Origin of the sequence: Serratia bockelmannii (genome assembly GCF_008011855.1) — a bacterium.
Lineage (GTDB): Bacteria > Pseudomonadota > Gammaproteobacteria > Enterobacterales > Enterobacteriaceae > Serratia > Serratia bockelmannii.
This window is the reverse complement of record NZ_VOUX01000002.1, coordinates 409,602-432,868: the sequence shown is the minus strand read 5'-3', so window position 1 is coordinate 432,868 and position 23,267 is coordinate 409,602. Positions and strand designations below refer to the sequence as shown.

Genomic DNA, 23,267 nt, shown 5'->3' with positions numbered 1-23,267 from the left:
AGCATGACGACAGATGTAACCGTAAAATCGCTGGCAGCAGAGATTCAGACTCCGGTTGATCGCCTGGTACAGCAGTTTGCTGATGCAGGGATCAACAAGTCCGAGTCGGACTCTGTTACCCAGCAAGAAAAAGAAACATTGCTGGCGCACCTGAACCGTGAACACGGCAGCGCGCCAGGTAAACTCACTTTGCAGCGCAAAACGCGCAGCACCTTGAATATCCCGAGCACCGGCGGTAAAAGTAAATCGGTGCAAATTGAGGTCCGCAAGAAACGCACTTATGTAAATCGCGATACGCAGGAAGCCCAGTTGGCTGAAGCGGCAGAGCAGGCACAGCGTGAAGCGGAAGAGCAGGCACGGCGCGAAGCGGAAGAGCTCGCAAAACGCGAAGCGGAAGCGAAGCGCGCAGCCGAAGAGCAAGCCAAACGTGAGGCCGCGGAGATTGCTAAGCGTAATTCAGCGGAAAAAGAAAAAGTGACCAATCAACATACCGACGAAATGACCAAGCCAGCTCAGGCGGAAAAAGCACGCCGTGAAGCCGAAGCCGCTGAACTGAAACGTAAAGCGGAAGAGGAAGTGCGCCGCAAGGTTGAAGAGGAAGCCAAGCGCGTGGCGGAAGAAGCCCGTCGCATGGCCGAAGAGAACGGCGAGAAGTGGGCCCAGGCCGACGCGGCAAGCGCTGCGGTTGAAAGTGCCGACTATCACGTGACCACCTCTCAGCATGCGCGTGCCGCAGAAGACGAAAACGACGCCAAAGTTGAAGGCGATCGTCGTAGCCGCACCCGCGGCGGCAAAGCGACCAAGCAGAAGAAAGGCAACAAGCTGTCCGAATCCAAAGCGGATCGCGAAGAAGCGCGTGCCGTTACCCGTGGCGGTAAAGGCAAACGCAAGCCTAGCGCTCTGCAGCAGGGCTTCAACAAGCCGGCGCAGGTGGTTAACCGTGACGTGGTGATCGGTGAAACCATCACCGTGGCCGAGCTGGCCAACAAGATGGCGGTAAAAGGTTCTCAGGTCATCAAAGTGATGATGAAGCTGGGCGCTATGGCCACCATCAACCAGGTTATCGACCAGGAAACCGCACAGCTGGTTGCCGAAGAGATGGGCCACAAAGTTATTCTGCGTCGTGAAAACGAGCTGGAAGAAGCGCTGATGAGCGACCGTGATACGGGCGCTGCGGCTGAGCCGCGCGCGCCGGTCGTGACCATCATGGGCCACGTTGACCACGGTAAAACCTCTCTGCTGGACTACATCCGCTCCACCAAAGTGGCGGCGGGCGAAGCCGGCGGCATTACCCAGCACATCGGTGCCTACCACGTAGAAACCGAGAACGGCATGATCACCTTCCTGGATACCCCGGGCCACGCCGCGTTTACCTCGATGCGTGCTCGTGGTGCTCAGGCGACTGACATCGTGGTTCTGGTGGTGGCGGCCGACGACGGCGTGATGCCACAGACCATCGAAGCTATCCAGCACGCGAAAGCGGCGCAGGTGCCGTTGGTGGTTGCGGTGAACAAAATCGACAAGCCGGAAGCCGATCCGGACCGCGTTAAGCAGGAACTGTCTCAGTACGGCGTTATGCCGGAAGAGTGGGGCGGCGAAGCGCAGTTCGTTCACGTGTCCGCGAAAGCCGGTACCGGTATCGACGAGCTGCTGCAGGCTATCCTGCTGCAGGCCGAAGTTCTGGAACTGAAAGCGGTACGCAGCGGCATGGCGAGCGGCGTAGTGATCGAGTCCTTCCTGGATAAAGGCCGTGGCCCAGTGGCTACCGTACTGGTTCAGGAAGGTACGCTGAACAAGGGCGACATCGTCCTGTGCGGCTTCGAATACGGCCGTGTGCGTGCGATGCGTGACGAGCTGGGCCGTGAAGTGACCTCTGCCGGTCCGTCTATCCCTGTGGAAATCCTGGGTCTGTCCAGCGTGCCTGCAGCGGGTGACGAAGCGACCGTGGTGCGCGACGAGAAGAAAGCGCGTGAAGTGGCGCTGTATCGTCAGGGCAAGTTCCGCGAAGTCAAACTGGCGCGTCAGCAGAAGTCCAAGCTGGAAAACATGTTCGCCAACATGACCGACGGCGAAGTGTCCGAGCTGAACATCGTACTGAAGTCCGATGTGCAGGGTTCTTGCGAAGCGATCAGCGACTCGCTGCTGAAACTCTCTACCGACGAAGTGAAGGTGAAGATTGTCGGCTCCGGCGTAGGTGGGATCACCGAAACCGACGCGACGCTGGCTGCGGCTTCCAACGCCATCATCCTGGGCTTCAACGTGCGTGCCGACGCTTCTGCGCGCCGCGTGATCGAAGCGGAAAGCCTGGATCTGCGTTACTACTCCGTGATCTATAACCTGATCGACGAAGTGAAGCAGGCGATGAGCGGTATGCTGGCGCCGGAATACAAGCAGCAGATCATCGGCCTGGCCGAAGTGCGCGACGTGTTCAAATCGCCTAAGTTCGGCGCTATCGCCGGCTGTATGGTTACCGAAGGGACCATCAAGCGTCACAACCCAATCCGCGTACTGCGCGACAACGTGGTTATCTATGAAGGCGAGCTGGAATCCCTGCGCCGCTTCAAAGATGACGTTAACGAAGTCCGTAACGGCATGGAATGTGGTATCGGCGTTAAGAACTATAACGACGTGCGCGTCGGCGACATGATCGAAGTGTTCGAAATCATTGAGATCCAACGCACCATCGCTTAACGATTGCACATCTGCTTATATCTGTTTACGGGGGGCCTTTGTGCCCCCCGATTTGTCTGGAGAATCCAAAATGGCAAAAGAATTCAGCCGCGGTCAACGCGTGGCGCAAGAGATGCAGAAAGAGATTGCGATCATTCTGCAGCGTGAAGTTAAAGATCCGCGCGTCGGCATGGCGACCGTTTCCGGCGTGGAAGTGTCCCGCGACCTGGCGTATGCCAAGGTTTACGTCACCTTCCTGAACGTATTGACCGAGAACCACGATCCGGATCTGGTCACCAACGGCATCAAAGCGTTGCAGGACGCTTCCGGCTATATCCGTACCCTGCTGGGCAAAGCGATGCGCCTGCGCGTGGTGCCGGAGCTGACATTCGCTTACGACAACTCCCTGGTGGAAGGCATGCGCATGTCCAACCTGGTGACCAACGTGGTGAAGAACGACGCCGAGCGCCGTTCCGCCTCAGGCGATGACAAGGAGGATTAATGAGTCGCCCTCGTCGCCGCGGCCGTGACATCCACGGCGTGCTGTTGCTGGACAAGCCGCAGGGGTTGTCGTCCAACGATGCGCTGCAAAAAGTAAAACGTCTGTACAACGCCAACCGAGCGGGCCATACCGGCGCGCTCGATCCGTTGGCGACCGGCATGCTGCCTATTTGCCTGGGCGAAGCGACCAAGTTTTCGCAATACCTGCTCGATTCCGACAAGCGCTATCGGGTGATCGCCAAGCTGGGGCAGCGTACCGATACCTCCGACGCCGACGGCCAGATCGTGCAGGAGCGCCCGGTGAATTTCACCCAGGCGCAGCTCGACGCGGCGCTGGACACCTTCCGCGGCGACATCCAGCAGGTGCCGTCGATGTATTCGGCGTTGAAATACCAGGGCAAGAAACTCTACGAGTATGCGCGCCAGGGGATTGAAGTGCCGCGCGAAGCGCGCAGCATCACGGTGTACGAGCTGCAGTTTATCCGCTGGGAAGGGGATGAGCTGGAGCTGGAGATCCACTGCTCGAAAGGCACCTACATCCGCACCATCACCGACGATCTCGGCGAGCTGCTGGGCTGCGGCGCGCACGTGATCTATCTGCGCCGCCTGCAGGTGGCGACTTATCCGATTGCGCGCATGGTGACGCTGGAACAGCTGAACGCCTTGCTGGCTCAGGCGCAGGAACAAGCGATCGCGCCCGGCGAGCTGCTCGATCCGCTGCTGATGCCGATGGACAGCCCGGTTGAGAACTATCCGGAAGTGAATTTGCTGCCGGTGGTCGCGGGTTACGTCAAGCAGGGGCAACCGGTGCAAGTGGCCGGCGCGCCGGCTTCCGGCCTGGTGCGTATCACCGAGGGTGAAGAGCGAAAATTCATCGGCGTTGGCGACATCGCCGAAGATGGTCGCGTGGCGCCGCGCCGCCTGGTGGTCGAGCATTTCGACTGACGGCGGGGCACTGCGTCGCCTTGCGATCGCACTGCGCTAAGAGTAGAATGGCGCAGCTTATGCATTGGGTTGCTGAATTAGAGATCGGCGCCTGTTTTTATTATCTATAATCTGGAGTATTACAATGTCTCTAAGTGTTGAAGCTAAAGCTCAAATCGTAGCTGATTTCGGTCGTGGTACTAACGACAGCGGTTCTACCGAAGTTCAGGTTGCCCTGCTGACTGCGCAGATCAACCATCTGCAAGGCCACTTCTCCGAGCACAAAAAAGATCACCACAGCCGTCGTGGTCTGCTGCGTATGGTTTCTCAGCGTCGTAAGCTGCTGGACTACCTGAAGCGTAAAGATGTAGCACGTTACACCAGCCTGATCGAGCGTCTGGGTCTGCGTCGCTAATCTAGCAAGTTTCAGTGGAAAGGGGCCTATTTTGGCCCCTTTCTTCTAGGAAGCATAAGCAAATCAGGTTAATGTATTACTGATGTTTCCAAACAGGTTCTTCCGTTACAGAGGTTCGCGCGGCTAATGAGAGGCTTTATCTCCTGCCTGAGATAAGGATTGTCATTAGTCGCGAGGATGTAGTGAGAAGGCAAATCGAGTCACAGGCGTGTCGAGTCGTCAATGCGATTGCGCGCCGCTAATCAAGGATATAATTTTGCTGACACCGATCATTCGCAAATTCCAGTATGGCCAGCATACCGTCACCATCGAAACCGGTATGATGGCTCGTCAGGCCACCGCCGCCGTTATGGTGAGCATGGATGACACCGCCGTATTCGTTACCGTCGTTGGCCAGAAAAAAGCCAAGCCGGGCCAGAGCTTCTTCCCGCTGACCGTTAACTACCAAGAGCGTACTTACGCCGCCGGCCGCATCCCGGGCAGCTTCTTCCGTCGCGAAGGCCGTCCGAGCGAAGGCGAGACCCTGACTTCCCGTCTGATCGACCGTCCGATCCGTCCACTGTTCCCGGACAGCTTCCTGAACGAAGTTCAGGTGATCGCGACCGTGGTTTCCGTTAACCCGCAGGTGAACCCGGACATCGTCGCGATGATCGGCGCCTCTGCCGCCCTGAGCCTGTCCGGTATTCCGTTCAACGGCCCAATCGGCGCAGCGCGCGTAGGTTACATCAACGATCAGTATGTGCTGAACCCGACAACTGACGAGCTGAAAGAAAGCCGTCTGGATCTGGTGGTTGCCGGTACTGCAGGCGCGGTGCTGATGGTTGAATCCGAAGCGGAAGTGCTGAGCGAAGATCAGATGCTGGGCGCCGTGGTGTTCGGCCACGACCAGCAGCAAGTGGTTATCGAAAACATCAACTCCCTGGTTGCCGAAGCCGGCAAGCCGAAGTGGGATTGGCAGGCCCCTGCGGTCAACGAAGCGCTGCACGCGCGCGTGGCTGAACTGGCCGAAGCTCGCCTGGGCGACGCTTACCACATCACCGAAAAACAAGAGCGTTACGCTCAGGTTGACGCGATCAAAGACAGCGTGGTTGAAACCCTGCTGGCGCAGGACGAAACGCTGGACGCCGGCGAAATCCAGGACATCCTGGGCAACGTCGAGAAGAACGTGGTGCGTAGCCGCGTACTGCGTGGCGAGCCGCGTATCGACGGCCGTGAAAAAGACATGATCCGTGGCCTGGACGTGCGCACCGGCGTACTGCCGCGCACCCACGGTTCCGCGCTGTTCACCCGTGGCGAAACTCAGGCGCTGGTTACCGCGACCCTGGGTACCGCGCGCGACGCACAGAACCTGGACGAGCTGATGGGCGAGAAGACCGACAGCTTCCTGTTCCACTACAACTTCCCTCCGTACTCCGTAGGCGAAACCGGCATGGTCGGTTCTCCTAAGCGTCGTGAAATCGGTCACGGTCGCCTGGCGAAACGCGGCGTATTGGCTATGATGCCTAAACCGGAAGATTTCCCGTACACGGTTCGCGTCGTGTCTGAAATCACCGAATCCAACGGTTCTTCTTCCATGGCTTCCGTGTGCGGCGCATCTCTGGCGCTGATGGACGCCGGTGTGCCAATCAAGGCTGCCGTTGCGGGTATCGCGATGGGCCTGGTGAAAGAAGCCGATAACTTTGTGGTTCTGTCCGACATTCTGGGTGACGAAGATCACCTGGGCGACATGGACTTCAAAGTGGCCGGTAGCCGCGACGGTATCACTGCGCTGCAGATGGACATCAAAATCGAAGGCATCACCCGCGAGATCATGCAGGTGGCTCTGAACCAGGCCAAGGGCGCGCGTCTGCACATCCTGGGCGTGATGGAACAGGCTATCAGCTCCCCACGCGGCGATATCTCCGAATTCGCACCGCGTATTCATACTATCCGCATCAACCCGGATAAAATCAAAGACGTGATCGGTAAGGGCGGTTCCGTTATCCGCGCACTGACCGAAGAGACTGGCACTACCATCGAAATTGAAGATGATGGTACAGTTAAAATCGCTGCGACCGACGGTGAGAAGGCGAAATTCGCTATCCGTCGTATCGAAGAGATCACGGCAGAGATCGAAGTGGGCCGTATCTACCAGGGTAAAGTGACCCGTATCGTTGATTTCGGCGCATTCGTCGCTATCGGCGGTGGTAAAGAAGGTCTGGTGCACATTTCTCAGATCGCCGACAAGCGCGTTGAGAAAGTGACCGACTATCTGCAGATGGGTCAGGAAGTGCCGGTTAAGGTACTGGAAGTTGACCGTCAGGGCCGCGTGCGTCTGAGCATCAAAGAAGCGATGGCGCCGGAAGCAGGTTCACCTGCGCCTGAAGCAGAATAACTGTATAGATAGTTTTACAGCTCCCCGCCATGGGGTTGGGAGCTGTTCGTATCGCGCGGGTAGGATACCCGCGTTTTAGCAAACGGAGGACAGGACGTTCATCCAATGTTTGTCTTCGGGAGTGGGAAATGAAGCCTTTCTTGCGCTGGTGTTACGTTGCGACAGCACTCATGCTGGCAGGATGCAGCAACCATGATTGGCGTAAAGACGAAGTTTTGGCAATCCCGTTGCAGCCTACGTTGCAGCAGGAAGTGATCCTGGCGCGCATGGAACAAATTCTTGCCAGCCGGGCACTGACGGATGACGAACGCGCACAGCTTTTATATGAGCGCGGTGTGCTGTATGATAGCCTCGGGTTACGTGCATTAGCGCGCAATGATTTCTCGCAGGCGCTGGCGATACGTCCCGACATGCCGGAAGTTTTCAACTACCTGGGCATTTACTTAACGCAGGCAGGCAATTTTGATGCTGCCTATGAAGCGTTTGATTCTGTACTAGAGCTTGATCCAACTTACAATTACGCGCGTTTAAACCGGGGCATCGCACTGTATTATGGCGGCCGCTTCCCGTTGGCGCAGGATGATCTGCAGGCGTTTTATCAAGACGACCCAAACGATCCCTTCCGTTCGTTATGGCTGTATCTGGTGGAGCGAGAAATCGATCCCAAGAAGGCCGAAGTAGCGCTTCAGCAGCGCTATGACAAATCGGACAGAGGGCAATGGGGATGGAATATTGTCGAATTCTACCTGGGCAAGATCAGCGAAAAAACGCTGATGGAACGCCTCAAGGCAGATGCAACGGATAACACTTCGCTCGCTGAGCATCTCAGTGAAACTGACTTCTATTTGGGTAAACACTACCTGAGTCTGGGGGACAAGGACACCGCTTCGGCGCTGTTCAAACTGACGGTGTCTAACAACGTTCACAACTTCGTTGAGCACCGCTATGCATTGTTGGAATTGGCGCTTTTGGGCCAAGAGCAAGACGACCTATCGGAATCGGACCAGCAATAGCTGACGAACACCTATCAGCCTGATGAACATTGGTTTTTAACCAAAGTTATCGCCTTAACGGGCGAGGGCTTTTTTGTTCGTTTTATAATCTAATTTGAGCCGGTTCACACTTTTCAATGAAAATGACTGAAAATTTTCTCGACGAGTTATGTAGACTGGCTGCCATTATTAATGAGGCACGTGTACATGACGACTGAGTTTGAAACCTCTTTTGCTGATCTGGGGCTGTCTGCTCCAATCATTTCCGCCCTGAACGATCTGGGCTATGAAAAACCATCTCCGATCCAGGCTGAGTGTATTCCTCACCTGTTGAACGGCCGCGACGTGCTGGGCATGGCACAGACCGGTAGTGGTAAAACTGCAGCGTTCTCGCTGCCGCTGCTGCACAACCTGCAGGCAGACCTGAAAGCACCTCAGATCCTGGTGCTGGCACCGACCCGCGAACTGGCGGTTCAGGTTGCCGAAGCGATGACCGATTTCTCCAAACACATGAACGGCGTCAACGTGGTAGCCCTGTACGGCGGCCAGCGTTACGACGTACAGCTGCGCGCTCTGCGCCAGGGCCCGCAAATCGTTGTGGGTACCCCAGGTCGTCTACTGGACCACCTGAAGCGCGGCACCCTGAACCTCTCTAACCTGAGCGGTCTGGTGCTGGATGAAGCCGACGAAATGCTGCGCATGGGCTTTATCGAAGACGTAGAAACCATCATGGCTGAGATCCCGGCTGAACATCAGACCGCGCTGTTCTCCGCCACCATGCCGGAAGCGATCCGTCGCATTACCCGCCGCTTCATGAAAGAGCCGCAGGAAGTGCGCATCCAGTCCAGCGTGACTACCCGTCCGGACATCAGCCAGAGCTACTGGTCGGTCTACGGCATGCGTAAAAACGAAGCGCTGGTACGTTTCCTGGAAGCCGAAGACTTTGACGCGGCGATCATCTTCGTTCGTACCAAGAACGCGACCCTGGAAGTGGCCGAAGCGCTGGAGCGCAGCGGTTACAGCAGCGCCGCGCTGAACGGCGACATGAACCAGGCGCTGCGTGAGCAGACCCTGGAGCGCCTGAAAGACGGTCGTCTGGATATCCTGATCGCGACCGACGTTGCGGCCCGCGGCCTGGACGTTGAGCGCATCAGCCTGGTTGTCAACTATGACATCCCGATGGACTCCGAGTCCTACGTTCACCGTATCGGCCGTACCGGCCGTGCGGGTCGCGCCGGCCGTGCGCTGCTGTTCGTGGAAAACCGCGAACGCCGCCTGCTGCGCAACATCGAACGCACCATGAAGCTGACCATCCCTGAAGTGGAGCTGCCAAACGCAGAACTGCTGGGCGAGCGTCGTCTGGCCAAGTTCGCCGCGAAAGTTCAGCAGCAGCTGGAAAGCAGCGATCTGGATCTGTACCGCGCACTGCTGACCAAACTGCAGCCGGAAGAAGAGCTGGATATGGAAACCCTGGCCGCAGCGCTGCTGAAAATGGCTCAGGGCGAACGTCCGCTGATCCTGCCGCCGGATCCGGTCTTCAAACCGCGCCAGCGCCGTGAGTTCAACGACCGTGACGATCGCCGCGGTGATCGTGGCGACCGTCGCGATAGCCGTGACGGCGACCGTCCGCGTCGTGAACGTCGTGACGTTGGCGAAATGCAGCTGTACCGCATCGAAGTGGGCCGTGACGATGGCGTTGAAGTCCGTCATATCGTTGGTGCTATCGCTAACGAAGGCGACATCAGCAGCCGTTACATCGGTAACATCAAGCTGTTCGCTTCCCACTCCACCATCGAGCTGCCAAAAGGCATGCCGGGCGAGATCCTGAATCACTTCACTCGCACTCGCATCCTGAACAAGCCGATGAACATGCAGCTGTTGGGTGATGCACAGCCGTTCGAACGTCGCGAGCGTCGTGACGGTGGCAACGGTGGCGAGCGTCGTGGCAACGGTAACGGCCGTCCGTTCAACGGCGAACGTCGCGAAGGCGGCCCACGTCGTTCCTTCGGTGAACGTCGCGAAGGCGGTAACGGCGGCGAGCGTCGTGGCGGTAACTACAACCGTGACGGCAAGCCGGCGCCACGCCGTGATGACAGCGCACCGGCAGCACCACGTCGTCGTTTCGGCGACGCGTAATCGCTGATTCACCGTTCGCGGTGAAGCACTCTGAAAAACCAGCCTGCGGGCTGGTTTTTTTATGCCTGAAAATTGCCGTCAAACGCCCCTGAATGGCGTATCATTCATAAGGTTTTTTCTTATGGATGATATGCACGGGAGATGCCATGAGTTGGCAGCAGTTCAAATCTCAATACCTGGTGCGCTTTTGGGCGCCGCTGCCGGCGGTGATCGCTGCCGGGATCCTTTCTACCTACTACTTCGGCATGACCGGCACCTTCTGGGCGGTGACCGGGGAATTCACCCGCTGGGGCGGCCATGTGCTGCAGTGGTTCGGCCTGCACCCCGAGCAGTGGGGCTATTTCAAGGTTATCGGCCTGCAGGGCACGCCGCTGGAACGCATCGACGGGCGCATGATCATCGGCATGTTCGCCGGCTGCATCGCCGCCGCGCTGTGGGCCAACAACATCAAGCTGCGCCAGCCGCAGCACCGCATTCGCATCGTGCAGGCGCTGCTGGGCGGCATCATCGCCGGTTTCGGCGCGCGCCTGGCGATGGGCTGTAACCTGGCAGCGTTTTTCACCGGCATCCCGCAGTTCTCGCTGCATGCCTGGTTCTTCGCGCTGGCGACCGCCGCCGGCTCCTACTTCGGCGCCAAATTCACGCTGTTGCCGATGTTCCGCATCCCGGTCAAATTGCAAAAGGTGAAGTCCGCCGCGCCGTTGACGCAGAAGCCTGAGCAGGCGCGCCGCCGCTTCCGGCTGGGCATGGCGGTCTTCGGCCTAGCGGTGGCCTGGTCGTTGTGGACGCTGTTCGATGCGCCGAAGCTCGGTATCGCCATGCTGTTCGGTATCGGCTTCGGTTTGCTGATCGAACGCGCGCAGATCTGCTTCACCTCGGCGTTCCGCGATCTGTGGATCACCGGCCGCACTCACATGGCGAAAGCCATCATCATCGGCATGGCGGTGAGCGCCATCGGCATCTTCAGCTACGTGCAGCTCGGCGTGGCGCCGAAGATCATGTGGGCCGGCCCGAATGCGGTGCTGGGCGGCTTGCTGTTCGGCTTCGGCATCGTGCTGGCTGGCGGTTGCGAAACCGGCTGGATGTACCGCGCGGTGGAAGGGCAGGTGCACTACTGGTGGGTGGGGCTGGGCAACATCATCGGCGCTACGCTGCTGGCCTATTACTGGGACGATCTGGCGCCGGCGCTGGCGACCGACTACGACAAGATCAACCTGCTCGACACCTTCGGCCCGATCGGCGGCCTGCTGGTGACTTACCTGCTGCTGGCGCTGGCCTTCGCCGCCATGCTGTGGTGGGAGAAACGCTTTTTCCGCGCCCGGCCTGAGGCGCAGGTGGTGAATTTGAGGAGCATGCCATGAAAGCGACGACGATAGTGCCGGACTACCGGCTGGACATGCTGGGCGAGCCTTGCCCGTACCCGGCGGTGGCGACGCTGGAGGCGATGCCGCAGTTGAAACCGGGGGAGATCCTGGAGGTGATCAGCGATTGCCCGCAGTCGATCAACAACATCCCGCTTGATGCGCGCAACCACGGCTACAAGGTGCTGGATATCCAGCAGGACGGGCCGACCATCCGCTACCTGATCCAGCGTTAACGCCGAGGCGGTGGGGTTCCCCACCGCCTTTTCGCTTTTTATCCCTTCACGATGTCGCCCTTCACGCCGGCAACAATCTTGAACGAACGCAGCCGCGCCTGGTGATCGAAAATCTGGCCGTTGACCATGATCTCGTCGGCATCGGTTTCACGCAGCAGCGTTTGCAGCCCGTGGCGCACCGTTTTTTCATCGCCGACGATCGACATCCGCAGCGCCTGTTCGACGCCGTATTGTTCACCGGCGGTCCACAGCGCGTGGATGTTATCCACTGGCGGCGGCAGCGGACCGGGCGAACCGCGGCGCAGATTGATGAATTGCTGCTGCATCGAGCTGAACAGGAAGCGCGCATCGCGGTCGCTGTCGGCGGCGATCACGTTGACGCACACCATGGCGTGCGGCTGCGCCAGCTGTTTGGACGGTTTGAAGTTCTCGCGGTACAGCTGCAGCGCCTGGAACAGCATATCCGGGGCGAAGTGCGAAGCGAAGGCGAACGGCAGGCCGAGCTGCGCCGCCAGCTGCGCGCTATAGAGGCTGGAACCGAGCAGCCAGAGCGGCACATGCAGCCCCTGGCCCGGCACCGCCTGCACCGGCTGGCCGGGCTGCGCGTCGCAGAAATAGTTTTGCAGTTCCTGCACGTCGCGCGGGAAGGTATCCACGTCGCCGGACAGGTGGCGGCGCAGCGCCATCATGGTGCGCTGGTCGGTGCCGGGCGCGCGGCCCAACCCCAGGTCGATGCGCCCCGGGTAGAGCGACTCCAGCGTGCCGAACTGCTCGGCGATCACCAGCGGCGCATGGTTCGGCAGCATCACGCCGCCGGAGCCGAGGCGAATGCTCTGGGTGCCGGCGGCCAGATAGCCCAGCAGCACCGAGGTGGCGGCGCTGCCGATGCCGGTCATGTTGTGGTGCTCGGCCAGCCAGTAGCGCTGGTAGCCCCAGCGTTCGGCGTGCTGCGCTAAGTCCAGCGAACAGTGGAAAGCGTCGCGCGCTTTGGCCCCTTGCGGGATTGGCGATAAATCCAGTACCGACAGCGGTACCGCAGTGTGTTCAGTCATGACATCGTCCATCAGAGAGTGGATCGCTTAAAGGGCGATTGCAGGAGTCTGCATACCAAAAAGCCGAAAAAAGATGCTTTTTAGTGTTAAAAGCATAATCCAATTTATAGTTATAAAAGAGGAGATATGTGCTTGTGATATCCTCATGAGAGCAATGGTGTTTTTTGGAGCAATTTGAGACATGGAAATGATGATCCCCGCCCGCCGCTTACCGTTCCGGGAGCTGACATAATGAAAAAAAAGACGCTGTTTACCCTGTTGCTGATGTTGGCGGCGATCGCATTGGCGATCCTGTTCCGCGCGCACAATCAGGATCTGTTGCTGCAGGGTGAAGTGGATGCCCCCGAAGTGATCGTCGCATCCAAGGCGAAAGGCCGGGTCGTTGAACGCCTGATCGAACGCGGCGACGACGTGAAAAGCGGCCAACTGATCATTCAACTCGATAGCCCCGAACTGATGGCGCAGCTGCGTTCCGCACAGGCGACGCGCGACGAGGCCAAGGCGCAGCTTGAGCTGTCGCTGCACGGCACCCGTGAAGAGAGCATCCGCAACCTGCGCGCCAACCTGGCGCAGGCCGAGGCGCAGTACCGCAATGCGCAAAACGACTACAACCGGAACCTGAGCGTGGCCGGCAAGGGCTATATCTCGAAGTCCGAGCTGGACGCTTCGCGCCGGTCGCGCGACACCGCCTTCCAACAGGTGCAGGCCGCCAAGGCCAATCTGGATGAAGGCATTAACGGCGACCGCGTCGAGCAGCGGCAGCAATATGCGGCGGCGCTGCGGGCGGCGGAAGAGAATCTGCTGCAGATCCAGGCGCAGAGCGACGATCTGCAGGTGAAAGCGCCGGTGGACGGCGAAGTGGGGCCGATCCCGGCCGAAGTGGGCGAATTGCTGAACGCCGGCAGCCCGCTGGTGACGTTGATCCGGGTGCCGGACGCCTACTTCGTGTTTAACCTGCGTGAAGACATCCTGGCCCACGTGCGCAAAGGCGACAAGGTCACGCTGCGGGTGCCGGCGCTGAAGGACAAAATGATCGACACCGAGGTGCGCTACATCGCGCCGCTGGGGGATTACGCCACCAAACGCGCCACCCGCGCCACTGGCGACTTCGACCTGAAAACCTTCGAAGTGCGCCTGTATCCGTCACAGCCGGTGGACGGCCTGCGTCCGGGGATGAGCACCTTATGGCAATGGAAAGAGTAAGGGCCGGCTGGCGCTGCTTCAGTCACGCGTTCGACAAAGAGTGTCGCGTCGCCTTTCGCAGCCCGGTGGTGCACTGGCTGAGCTGGATCTTTCCGCTGATCCTGTTTGTGCTGATCAGCAGCAACTTCTCCGAAGGCACGCTGCTCGATCTGCCGGTCTCGGTGGTGGACAGCGATCACAGCCCGCTGTCCAAATCGCTGACGCGGCGGCTGGACGCCGGCTCGCACGCCCACGTCGAGGCATATGGCGGCGGGCTGCCGGAGTCGCTGAGCCGCCTGCGCAGCGCGCAGGATTACGCGTTGCTGTATATCCCGCCGGACTTTGAGGCCAACGCGCTGTCGGGCAAACAGCCTAGCGTAGTGATGTACTACAATGCGTTGTTCTACGGTGCCGGGCTGTACTCCACCCAGGACTTTGGCGGCCTGATGAACGAAATCAACGCCAGCACCCGCAGCATCATCGCCACCGAGATGGGTAAAACGCTGCCGCCGTTGGCGGACGTGACGCTCTCCTACGGCAGCCTGTTCAACGCCAGCGGCAGCTATATCTATTACCAGCAGTTCGCCGCCACCATCCACCTGCTGCAGCTGTTCGCGGTGACCTGCATGATCTACGTGCTGGCGCGCAGCAAGTCGCTGCTGCAGGCCAAGCCGTTCAGCCTGGCGCTGCTCGGCAAGCTGGCACCGTACACGCTGTGTTTCACCACCCTGCTGATGGTGGAGATCGCGGCGCTGGTGGGTATCTTTGACGCCCGCGTCAGCGGCAATCCGCTGTTTATGCTGATGATCGGCCTGTTCTACGTGATGGCGGCGCAGAGCATCGGCCTGCTGCTGTACACCTTTACCGGCAGCACCATCACCGCCTACAGCCTGATTGGTATTTTGGTCAGTATCGCGATGACCTTCTCCGGCATGGCGGTGCCTGAGCTGTCGATGCCGCTGCCGGCGCGCATCATTTCCAACATCGAACCGCTGACCCACGCGCTGTACGCGATGTTCGACGTGTTCCTGCGGCAGGTGCACGCCAGCGCCATCTTCAGCGTGTGCGCGCTGCTGGCGGTCTATCCGCTGGTGGCCGCGCTGCTGGTGCGCAATCGCCTACCGGCGCGGCTGGCAAAAGAGGGGAACGCCGGATGAAGCTCTATTGGCAAACCTTCGTTAAGGTGTTGCTCGGCATGCTGGAGCGGCCGGTGTGGCTGATGCTGATCCTGTCGCTGTGCATCATGAGCCTGGTGTACGCCAACCGCACGGTGTGGGATCTGCCGGTGGGGGTGGTCGATCAGGACCACAGCACCGCCAGCCGCCAGCTGATCCGCCAACTGGACGCCACCTCCAAGATAGCGATTGAAACCTACGACAGCCTGGAACAGGCACAGCGCGATCTCAGCTGGCGCAAGCTGTTTGCGGTGATCATCATGCCGGTGGATCTGGAGAAGAAGATCCTCAGCGGGCAGAACATCGTGGTGCCGGTGTACGGCGACGCCACCAACCGTCTGGCCAACGGCCAGATCCAACAGGACGTGGTGGCGGCCTATCAGCAGCTGCTGACGGAGTACAACAACGGGCTGCTGCTGCGCAGCGGTTTCAGCGAACGGCAGGCGCAGATACTGCTGACGCCGATACTGGGGCAAACGCTGGACGTGTTTAACCCCGGCATCAGCTTCGCGGCGATCATCTTTCCCGGCCTGTTGGTGATGCTGTTGCAGCACTCGCTGCTGATCGCCTGTATCCGCGTCAATATCGCCATGAAGAGCATGCCCGGCGGCAAAGCGCCGCTGGCGGCGCACCTCGGCGGGCTGACGGCGCTGCTGCCGATCTGGCTGTTCCTGTCGATCGTGCTGTTCGTGCTGTGGCCGTGGGTCTTGGGCTATCGGCAGACGGCGAACATCGCCGAACTGCTGCTGCTGACCTTCCCGTTCCTGCTGGCGGTATTGGGGCTGGGCAAGCTGGTGACCGAGTGCCTGCGCAGCGTCGAGATGATCTACCTGACGCTGGCGTTCATCACGACGCCGGTCTTCTACCTGTCCGGCACTATCTGGCCGCTGCAGTCGATGCCGGCCTGGGTGCGCGCCATCTCGTACAGCATTCCCTCCACCTGGGGCACCAAGGCGATCGCCGGCGTCAACCAGATGGGGCTGTCGCTGAATGAAGTGTGGGGCGACGTGGTGATGATGCTGATACTCGGCGTGGTCTACACCCTGCTGGGCTTCGGCGTGGCCTTCTTGCGCAACAGCGTGGCGCTGCGCGGGATGTTCAGGAAACGGCGGGCGAGTTGATTGAAAACTCCCCTCGGTGAGGAGGGGAGCGAGGATCACCCCACCAACTCCAACCCCGCCACGCGGCGCCAGTAGCCGTTGCAGTCGACGTGGTTGGTCAAGGCCAGCGGCTGCTCGCCGCGCTCGTTGGCGCGGAAGGCGTCGATCTGTGCCAGCGTCTCGGCGCCCTGCGGCGACAGTCGCACGATGTCCACCAGCCCCTGCATGCTTGGCAGCTCGTTGCCGAGGTTGTAGCAGTAACCGCTCATGGTCTGGATGCCGTTGAGTACGAACACCTGCTGCTGTTCCTGGGAGCGCATCATGCGACCCTGCGGATACTTGATGCAGCAGGTTTCGCACTCGTCCTTGCCGCGGTTTTCCGAGCGGGCGGTGAAGCAGCGCGCCGAATAGGCCAGCGGCAGATGGCCGTAGCTCAGCACCTCCACCTCGAAGTCGTGGCGGAAGCCCAGCTCGTCGCACTGCGTCAGCAGATTGGCCAGCCAATCGCGTGACAGCTCGACCGGCATGCACCAGCGCATCATGCCCTGGCGGCGCAGCAGGCGCAGAGTATAGGCGTTGTAGCAGTTCAGCGCATGGCCGGCGACGAACGGCAGACCGCGTTCCGCCGCCATGTTCACTGCGCCCAGATCGTTAGCTTCAAACAGGAACTCGCCGTTCTCCACATAGCGTTTCAGCTCATTCAGTTCGGACGGCGCCTGCAGCAGCGCCAGCGTGGAGATCACCACCTGCTTGCCGCTGCGGGCGATGTCGCGCGCCAGCGCCAGCCAATCGCCGACCTTCATCTCGCGCCGCTTGGTGCAAACGCTCTCGCCGAGATAAATGATGTCGGCGTTACTCTCCGCCGCCTGCTGATAGAACGCCGCGATGTCGTTTTTCGGCCAGTAGTAGAGTACCGGCCCCAGTGCGTATTTCATGTTTCCTCCGGCTACTGCCATTTGCGGTGATAGGCGCCCAGCGTGGTCTGGGTGCCCTCGGACATCGCGCCCAGCGTCTCCATCCAGGCGGCGTCGGCGCGGTAGGCGGCCGGATCGGCCTGGCAACGGTCGATCGCCTGGCGCCAGACGCGCGCCACCTGGCTGACGTAAGCCGGGCTGCGCTGGCGGCCTTCGATCTTCACCGAGGCAATGTTGGCGGCCAGCAGCTCCGGCAGCAGCTCCAGCGTATTGAGGCTGGTGGGCTCTTCCAGCGCGTGGTAGCGCACGTCGTCCACCAGATAGCGGCCCTTGCACAGCGTCGGGTAACCGGCGTTTTCATGGTCCTGGTAGCGGTCGATCAGCACGTCGTTCAGGCGCGACTCCATGCCCTGCGGGGTTTGCTGCCAGCGCACGAAACGCGCCGGCGAACAGGCGCCGACGGTGTTCGGCGACTCGCCGGTCAGGTAGGAAGAGAGATAGCAGCGCCCCTCGGCCATGATGCACAGGCTGCCGAAGGCGAACACTTCCAGCGGCACCGGGCTGGTGCGTGCCAGCTGTTTCACCTGATGCATCGACAGCACGCGCGGCAGCACCACCCGGCCGACCTCGAAGTTGCGCTGGTAAAAACGGATCGCTTCCTCGTTGGTGGCGGAAGCCTGCACCGAAACGTGGCGTTCCAACTGCGGATAGCGTTGGGCGGCGTATTCCAGCATCGCCAGATCCGCCAGAATCAGGGCGTCGGCGCCCAGTTGGGCCGCCATATCCACCGCGCGCTGCCAGCGGGCATAGCCGTCGGGATGGGCGAAGGTGTTGATGGCGATATGCAGTTTGCGGCCGTGGCGATGCACATAATCGACCGCTTCCTGCAGCTTTTTCTCGGTGAAGTTAAGGCCGGCGAAGTGGCGCGCGTTGGTATCGTCTTTCAGACCGATGTAAACGGCATCGGCGCCGTTATCCACCGCGGCCTTCAGGGCCGGCAGGTTGCCGGCGGGACAAAGCAGCTCCATAGATTTATCCTGGCTTAGCCGTGCGCCCGGCCGGGCGCACGCTGTCTTTAAAGGTTGCCGGCGGCGGTGTTCCGCCGGCAAATGCGAATCGGGGAGGTCATTTTAGGCAATGGGGCACACACAGGTTTTGATTTGAGGCAGCTTATGGCGTATTGATAAACATGGCGGTGAAATGCACTATTTGTTGATATAGACCGCTGAAGCCGCGCGTCAGTGTGGCAAAATAGCGGTAGTCCGTATTGAAAGGAGTGGATGACCGTGTTGGAACAACTACGAGCACGCCTTGTGCGCCAGGGGCCGTCGCTGCTGCGCATCCCGCTGAAATTCACGCCGTTCGCTCTGCAGCGTCAGCTGCTGCAACAGGTGCTGAGCTGGCAGTTCCGCCAGGCATTGGCGGATGGGGATCTGGAGTTTCTCGAATCGCGTTGGCTGAAGATCGAAGTTCGCGATCTGGCGCTACAATGGTTTATGACGGTAGAAAACGACAAACTGGTGGTCAGCCAGCACGCCGAAGCGGACGTCAGCTTCAGCGGCGATGCCAACGATCTGATCCTGATCGCGGCGCGCAAGCAAGATCCGGATACGCTGTTCTTTCAGCGTCGGCTGCAGATTGAAGGGGATACCGAATTGGGCCTGTATGTGAAAAATTTGATGGACGCCATCGAGCTGGAAAGCATGCCTGCGCCGCTGCGCATGGGGCTGTTGCAGTTGGCTGATTTTGTCGAAAAAGGGTTGCAGGAGGGCACGGCGTCGGCTTCCCGTGTGGCGGTATCATGCTGATCCGCGTAGAGATCCCGGTAGACGCGGCGGGCATCGACACCTTGCTGCGCCGCGCCTTTGGCCGCGACGACGAAGCCGATCTGGTGCAGCAGCTGCGCGAAGACGGCCTGCTGACGCTGGGCGTGGTCGCCACTGACGACGAAGGCGGGGTAGTGGGTTACGCCGCGTTCAGCCCGGTAGACGTGGCCGGCGAAGACCGCCAATGGGTGGCGCTGGCGCCGCTGGCGGTAGACGAAAGCCTGCGCCGCCAGGGGCTGGCTGAAAAGCTGGTGTACGAAGGCCTGGATTCGCTGAACGAATTCAGCTACGCCGCGGTGGTGGTGCTGGGCGATCCGGCCTACTACGGCCGCTTCGGCTTTAAACCGGCCGCCACCTATGGCCTGAACTGCCGCTGGCCGGACACGGAAAGCGCGTTCCAGGTGTATCCGCTGGCGGAAGACGCCCTGAATGGCGTCAGCGGCGAAGTGGCTTTTTCGGCGCCGTTTAATCGCTTTTAACGACCGGCAATAGATACGCCAACGACAGCGGCGGGTGATTCACCAGCCGCTCTTTTTGTATTTTGCTCAGCTGTTTGACGCGGTATTCCAGCTTCAGCGCCGTTGAGCGATCCCCCACCTGGCAGTGAAACGCCAATGTCAGTTCCCCTTTACCGCGCAGCGCCTTGGCGCCTTTGCCGGCTTGGTGCTGTGCCAGGCGGCGCGCCACGTCGGTAGTGATGCCGGTATACAGCATGCCGCTCGGTAAACGCAGCATATAGAGGTGCCAGGGAGTGGGGGTAGTGTCGGTCATCGTACGCCGTTTCGGTGGCCAGGGTCGGCGTATGATGGCATGTTCGCCATCACAATCCCATCCCCGGCCGCCGGAGCCTTACCGCTTTACCCCTTTTTTCCCGCCAGCTCGAAGCGCGGCGAGACGATGCCGTACAGCGTCCAGCCGAGGAAGGTGGCGATGGCGCCCCACATCATCGCTTCTTCACCGGAGCTGTAGAGCGCATAGAAGCTGTACAGCGCGCCGATGCCGGCGATGATATTGGCGATGCGCGCCTTGTTGTCCGGCACCTTCGCCACTTTCTGAATAATGACCAGCGCCGCCATCGACAGGATGTAAGGGATGATGTTGGTCACCACCGCCAGGTTCACCAGCACGTTGAACTGCTTGTTCAGCGACGGGCTGATGGTCATCAGCGACAAACCGCTCTGGATGACGACGATGGTCAGCATGCCTTTAACCGGCGCGTCGGCCTTGCTCAGCTTGGAGAAAATTTTCGGGAAGAAGCCGCTGTCGGCGGAGGATTTGAACACCTGAGCGATGGTGAACTGCCAGCCGAGCAGCGAGCCGACGCAGGACATGACCATCAACGCCATGATGATCTTGCCGACCGTCGGGTTGAACATGTGGGAGAACGCCAGCCCGAACGGGGCGGTGGAGTTGGCCAGATCCATGTTCGGCACGATGCCGGCGATCACGTTGGTCGAAATGATATAGATCACCGCCGCGCTGAGGGTGCCGCCCAGTACGGCGATCGGCACGTTGCGCTCCGGGTTTTCCACCACGTCGGTGTTGGCGCAGGCGGATTCCAGCCCCAGGAACGCCCACAGGGTCATTGAGATCGAGGCGCCGATGGCTTCGAAGGTCGGCACCTGATGTGGGTTCCAGGCGGCGACGTAGGCGCTGCCGCTGAACCAGTACCAGCCGATGACCGAGATGCCCACCACCGGAATGATCACGCCCCAGACGGTGATGCCGCTAATTTTGCCGGTGATACGCGCGCCACCGAAGTTGGCGACGGTCGCCAGCCACAGCACGCCGATGGTGGCGATACAGATCCCGAGCGGGCTGAGCGTGGTGTCGAACAGCTCGGTGCCGTAGCCGACGGCGGAAATGGCGATGGCGATGTTGGCGATCAGCAGCGAAACGCCGTAGGTGTAGTTCGCCATGAAGTTGCCGGATTTACCGAAGGCGTATTCGGCGTAGCCGCCCATGCCGCCGGATTTACGGCTGAACATGCCGCATTTGGCGAAGGCGTAGGCCAGCGCCATCGAGCCGACAGCGGTCACCAGCCAGGAAACGATCGAAATCGTGCCCACTTCGGCCAGCTTGGTCGGCAGCATAATTATGCCGGAACCCATCATATTCACGGCGGTCAGGATCGTTAATTGCACGACCCCCATTTTATTATTGGACTTACTCATGATCATTTTCTCTTTTAGGATGCGATCCGGGCGGCGGGAATCATCGCCGCCCCGTAAGGTGATTAATTTTTCATGACGTAGCCGTAAGCACGGTTCCAGCCGTCCTCATCCTGTTGGATATAAACGCCCTGTAATTCCGGCGCGAATCCTGGCAATAAATTGATGCCTTCTTCCAGTGCCAGGAAATAACGCTGCGCGGCGCCGCCCCAAATTTCACCGGGCACCACGCACAGCACGCCTGGTGGGTAAGGCAGGGCGCCTTCGGCGGCGATGCGGCCCTCGGCCTTGGCCAGCGACACCAATTCCACATTGCCGCGCACGAACTCGGTATTGGCATCCTGCGGATTCATTACCACGCGCGGGAAATAACTTTTGCGGAACATCTCTTTTTGCAGTTCTTTAACGTCATAGCTGACGTAAAGATCGTGCATTTCCTGGCACAGCTGGCGGATGGTGTAGTTTTTGTAGCGCTGCTGGTGGTTTTTATAGACCGCAGGCAGCACCTCGCTGAGCAGGGAGTTTTGCTCGATGTGCTTCTCGAAGCGGGCGATCAGGGCCACCAGGTGCTGCATCTTGGCGATGTCTTCCGCCGGCGTCAGCAGGAACAGGATCGAGTTGAGATCGCATTTTTCCGGCACGATGCCGTTTTCGCGCAGGTAGTTGGCCAGAATGGTCGCCGGGATGCCGAACTCGCTGTAGCTGCCGGTGGCGGTATCGATACCCGGCGTGGTGAGCAGCAGCTTGCACGGATCGACGAAGTACTGCGACTCGGCATAGCCCTCAAAGGCGTGCCACTTCTCGCCGGGCACGAAGTTGAAGAAGCGCAGATCGTTGGCCATCGCCGCGGTGTCATAGGCCTGCCACGGCTTGCCGTCGATCTGATCCGGCACGAACGGTTTGATCATCGTGCAGGTGTCCAGCAGCATTTTGCGCGCTTCGATGCCCACGCGCACACATTCTTGCCACAGGCGCTGGCCGCTCTTGCCCTCGTGCATCTTGGCGTTGACGTCCAGCGCGGCGAACAGCGGATAGAACGGGCTGGTGGAGGCGTGCAGCATAAAGGCGTTGTTGAAGCGCTTGTGGTTGCAGTAGCGGCTCTGCCCCTTGATATGCTTGTCTTTTTTGTGGATCTGCGAGGTTTGCGAGAAGCCGGCCTGCTGTTTGTGCACCGACTGGGTGACGATGATGCCGGGATCGTTCTCGTTCAGCTCCAGCAGCAGCGGCGAGCAGTCTTTCATCATCGGAATGAACTGCTCATAGCCCACCCAGGCGGAGTCGAACAGGATGTAATCGCACAGGTGGCCAATCTTGTCGACCACCTGGCGGGCGTTGTAGATGGTGCCGTCGTAGGTGCCGAGCTGGATGATCGCCAGGCGGAACGGGCGGGCTTCGTTGGCGCGTTCCGGCGCCACTTCGCGGATCTGTTGGCGCAGGTAGCGTTCGTCGAAGCAGTGCGCGTCGATGCCGCCGATAAAGCCGAACGGGTTGCGGGCAGTTTCCAGATACACCGGCGTGGCGCCGGCCTGGATCAACGCGCCGTGGTGGTTGGATTTATGGTTGTTGCGGTCAAACAGCACCAGATCGCCGCGCGTCAGCAGGGCATTGGTCGCCACCTTGTTCGAGGCCGAGGTGCCGTTGAGCACGAAGTAGGTCTTGTCGGCGTTGAACACCTTGGCGGCGTGCTGCTGCGCCGCGCAAGGCGCGCCTTCGTGGATCAACAGATCGCCCAGTTTGACGTCGGCGTTGCACATGTCGGAGCGGAAAAGCGTTTCGCCGTAGAAGTCGAAGAACTGGCGGCCCGCCGGATGTTTGCGGAAGAACTCGCCGCCCTGGTGGCCGGGGCAGGCGAAGGTGGCGTTGCCCATTTCTACGTATTGCGTCAGCGTGTTGAAGAACGGCGGCAGCAGCTCGCTTTCATACTTGGCGGCGGCGGCCTCCAGCTGTTTGCCGTAGAACTGGGTATTCTTGCCGCACAGCTCAAACACACCGTGCAGCGCCGGCAAGACGGCGTTATCCAGCTCTTCTTCGCAGCAGACGGCGACGAACAGCGGAATGTTCAGGCCGTGTTCTTCGATGCGCGCCACCATGCCTTGCGTGACGTCGTCTACCGACAGCACAATGGCGGCGACGTCATTGAAATCGCTGTGGTGCACATCGACGATGTCGCGTTCGGTTTCAAAGCAGCCGAGGGTTTGGGTGTTGGCGGCAATTTTTAATTTTTTCATTTTTCTCATT

General features: G+C 60.0%; 21 protein-coding genes. 15 read left to right on the top strand and 6 right to left on the bottom strand.

Features of this window, described 5'->3' with window-relative positions:
* Positions 1–3 precede the first annotated feature (3 nt).
* The 10 genes from infB to yedF all read left to right on the top strand — a co-directional run bounded on the left by infB (position 4) and on the right by yedF (position 11,609).
* Positions 4–2,691, top strand: coding sequence for a translation initiation factor IF-2 (gene infB, locus FOT55_RS04085; RefSeq protein ID WP_004933511.1), 2,688 nt, complete (start codon positions 4–6; stop codon positions 2,689–2,691).
* A 70-nt stretch (positions 2,692–2,761) separates the two neighbouring features.
* Entirely contained in the window at positions 2,762–3,172 is a 411-nt protein-coding gene (gene rbfA, locus FOT55_RS04080; RefSeq protein ID WP_004933508.1) for a 30S ribosome-binding factor RbfA, read from the top strand.
* Positions 3,172–4,116, top strand: a complete 945-nt coding sequence (gene truB / locus FOT55_RS04075) for a tRNA pseudouridine(55) synthase TruB (protein ID WP_039567792.1) — start codon at positions 3,172–3,174, stop codon at positions 4,114–4,116. Before rbfA ends, truB begins: the two co-directional genes overlap by 1 nt.
* Before the next feature lie 124 nt (positions 4,117–4,240).
* The gene (rpsO, locus tag FOT55_RS04070) at positions 4,241–4,510 is read left to right on the top strand and encodes a 30S ribosomal protein S15 (RefSeq protein ID WP_004933502.1); all 270 of its coding nucleotides are present in this window, start codon (positions 4,241–4,243) and stop codon (positions 4,508–4,510) included.
* Positions 4,511–4,766: 256 nt separating this feature from the next.
* The gene (pnp, locus tag FOT55_RS04065; protein WP_025305055.1) at positions 4,767–6,884 is read left to right on the top strand and encodes a polyribonucleotide nucleotidyltransferase; all 2,118 of its coding nucleotides are present in this window, start codon (positions 4,767–4,769) and stop codon (positions 6,882–6,884) included.
* A 128-nt stretch (positions 6,885–7,012) separates the two neighbouring features.
* On the top strand, positions 7,013–7,897 hold the full coding sequence (gene nlpI, locus FOT55_RS04060) for a lipoprotein NlpI (RefSeq protein WP_025305056.1): 885 nt from the start codon (positions 7,013–7,015) through the stop codon (positions 7,895–7,897).
* Between the two features lie 116 nt (positions 7,898–8,013).
* On the top strand, positions 8,014–8,094 hold the full coding sequence (gene yrbN, locus FOT55_RS25710) for a protein YrbN (protein WP_099032700.1): 81 nt from the start codon (positions 8,014–8,016) through the stop codon (positions 8,092–8,094).
* Positions 8,084–10,012 (top strand): DEAD/DEAH family ATP-dependent RNA helicase, encoded by a 1,929-nt coding sequence (locus FOT55_RS04050; protein WP_049208592.1) that lies wholly within the window; start codon positions 8,084–8,086, stop codon positions 10,010–10,012. Before yrbN ends, FOT55_RS04050 begins: the two co-directional genes overlap by 11 nt.
* A 146-nt stretch (positions 10,013–10,158) precedes the next feature.
* The gene (gene yedE, locus FOT55_RS04045) at positions 10,159–11,373 is read left to right on the top strand and encodes a selenium metabolism membrane protein YedE/FdhT (RefSeq protein WP_049208590.1); all 1,215 of its coding nucleotides are present in this window, start codon (positions 10,159–10,161) and stop codon (positions 11,371–11,373) included.
* Entirely contained in the window at positions 11,370–11,609 is a 240-nt protein-coding gene (gene yedF / locus FOT55_RS04040; RefSeq protein WP_033641662.1) for a sulfurtransferase-like selenium metabolism protein YedF, read from the top strand. Before yedE ends, yedF begins: the two co-directional genes overlap by 4 nt.
* A gap of 38 nt (positions 11,610–11,647) precedes the next feature.
* Here the strand turns inward: yedF and FOT55_RS04035 are convergent, their stop codons facing one another.
* Positions 11,648–12,661, bottom strand: coding sequence for a luciferase-like monooxygenase (locus tag FOT55_RS04035; RefSeq protein WP_060434461.1), 1,014 nt, complete (start codon positions 12,659–12,661; stop codon positions 11,648–11,650).
* A 231-nt stretch (positions 12,662–12,892) separates the two neighbouring features.
* On the opposite strand from FOT55_RS04035, the gene FOT55_RS04030 reads away from it, so the two are divergent.
* From FOT55_RS04030 to FOT55_RS04020, 3 genes are read left to right on the top strand one after another with little or no spacing between them, the layout of a single operon-like run.
* The gene (locus FOT55_RS04030) at positions 12,893–13,864 is read left to right on the top strand and encodes an HlyD family secretion protein (RefSeq protein ID WP_025305060.1); all 972 of its coding nucleotides are present in this window, start codon (positions 12,893–12,895) and stop codon (positions 13,862–13,864) included.
* Positions 13,846–15,000, top strand: coding sequence for an ABC transporter permease (locus FOT55_RS04025; protein WP_147823151.1), 1,155 nt, complete (start codon positions 13,846–13,848; stop codon positions 14,998–15,000). Before FOT55_RS04030 ends, FOT55_RS04025 begins: the two co-directional genes overlap by 19 nt.
* A complete protein-coding gene (locus FOT55_RS04020; protein WP_143779113.1) occupies positions 14,997–16,139 on the top strand; it encodes an ABC transporter permease in 1,143 nt (380 codons plus the stop codon). Before FOT55_RS04025 ends, FOT55_RS04020 begins: the two co-directional genes overlap by 4 nt.
* A 35-nt stretch (positions 16,140–16,174) precedes the next feature.
* On the opposite strand, the gene FOT55_RS04015 is transcribed toward FOT55_RS04020, so the two are convergent.
* Both FOT55_RS04015 and ubiU read right to left on the bottom strand, forming a co-directional pair.
* Entirely contained in the window at positions 16,175–17,053 is an 879-nt protein-coding gene (locus FOT55_RS04015) for a U32 family peptidase (RefSeq protein ID WP_099817053.1), read from the bottom strand.
* A gap of 11 nt (positions 17,054–17,064) precedes the next feature.
* Positions 17,065–18,060 carry a ubiquinone anaerobic biosynthesis protein UbiU gene (gene ubiU / locus FOT55_RS04010; protein ID WP_015376422.1) on the bottom strand — a complete coding sequence of 332 codons (996 nt, stop codon included), beginning with the start codon at positions 18,058–18,060 and terminating at the stop codon, positions 17,065–17,067.
* 258 nt (positions 18,061–18,318) lie between these two features.
* Between ubiU and ubiT the strand changes: the two genes are divergently transcribed.
* Positions 18,319–18,840, top strand: a complete 522-nt coding sequence (gene ubiT / locus FOT55_RS04005) for a ubiquinone anaerobic biosynthesis accessory factor UbiT (protein ID WP_025305082.1) — start codon at positions 18,319–18,321, stop codon at positions 18,838–18,840.
* A complete protein-coding gene (locus tag FOT55_RS04000) occupies positions 18,834–19,337 on the top strand; it encodes a GNAT family N-acetyltransferase (protein ID WP_043139248.1) in 504 nt (167 codons plus the stop codon). The genes ubiT and FOT55_RS04000 overlap by 7 nt, the downstream gene beginning before the upstream one ends.
* On the opposite strand, the gene FOT55_RS03995 is transcribed toward FOT55_RS04000, so the two are convergent.
* The 3 genes from FOT55_RS03995 to speF form a co-directional block, all read right to left on the bottom strand.
* Positions 19,324–19,629: a GIY-YIG nuclease family protein gene (locus tag FOT55_RS03995; RefSeq protein ID WP_025305084.1), complete on the bottom strand. Its 306-nt coding sequence runs from the start codon at positions 19,627–19,629 to the stop codon at positions 19,324–19,326. The two genes, FOT55_RS04000 and FOT55_RS03995, sit on opposite strands and share 14 nt — an antisense overlap.
* Before the next feature lie 86 nt (positions 19,630–19,715).
* Positions 19,716–21,032 (bottom strand): putrescine-ornithine antiporter, encoded by a 1,317-nt coding sequence (gene potE, locus FOT55_RS03990; protein WP_025305085.1) that lies wholly within the window; start codon positions 21,030–21,032, stop codon positions 19,716–19,718.
* A 62-nt stretch (positions 21,033–21,094) separates the two neighbouring features.
* Complete coding sequence (speF, locus tag FOT55_RS03985; protein ID WP_060448244.1) at positions 21,095–23,257, bottom strand: ornithine decarboxylase SpeF; 2,163 nt, start codon at positions 23,255–23,257, stop codon at positions 21,095–21,097.
* Between the last annotated feature and the right edge of the window lie 10 nt (positions 23,258–23,267).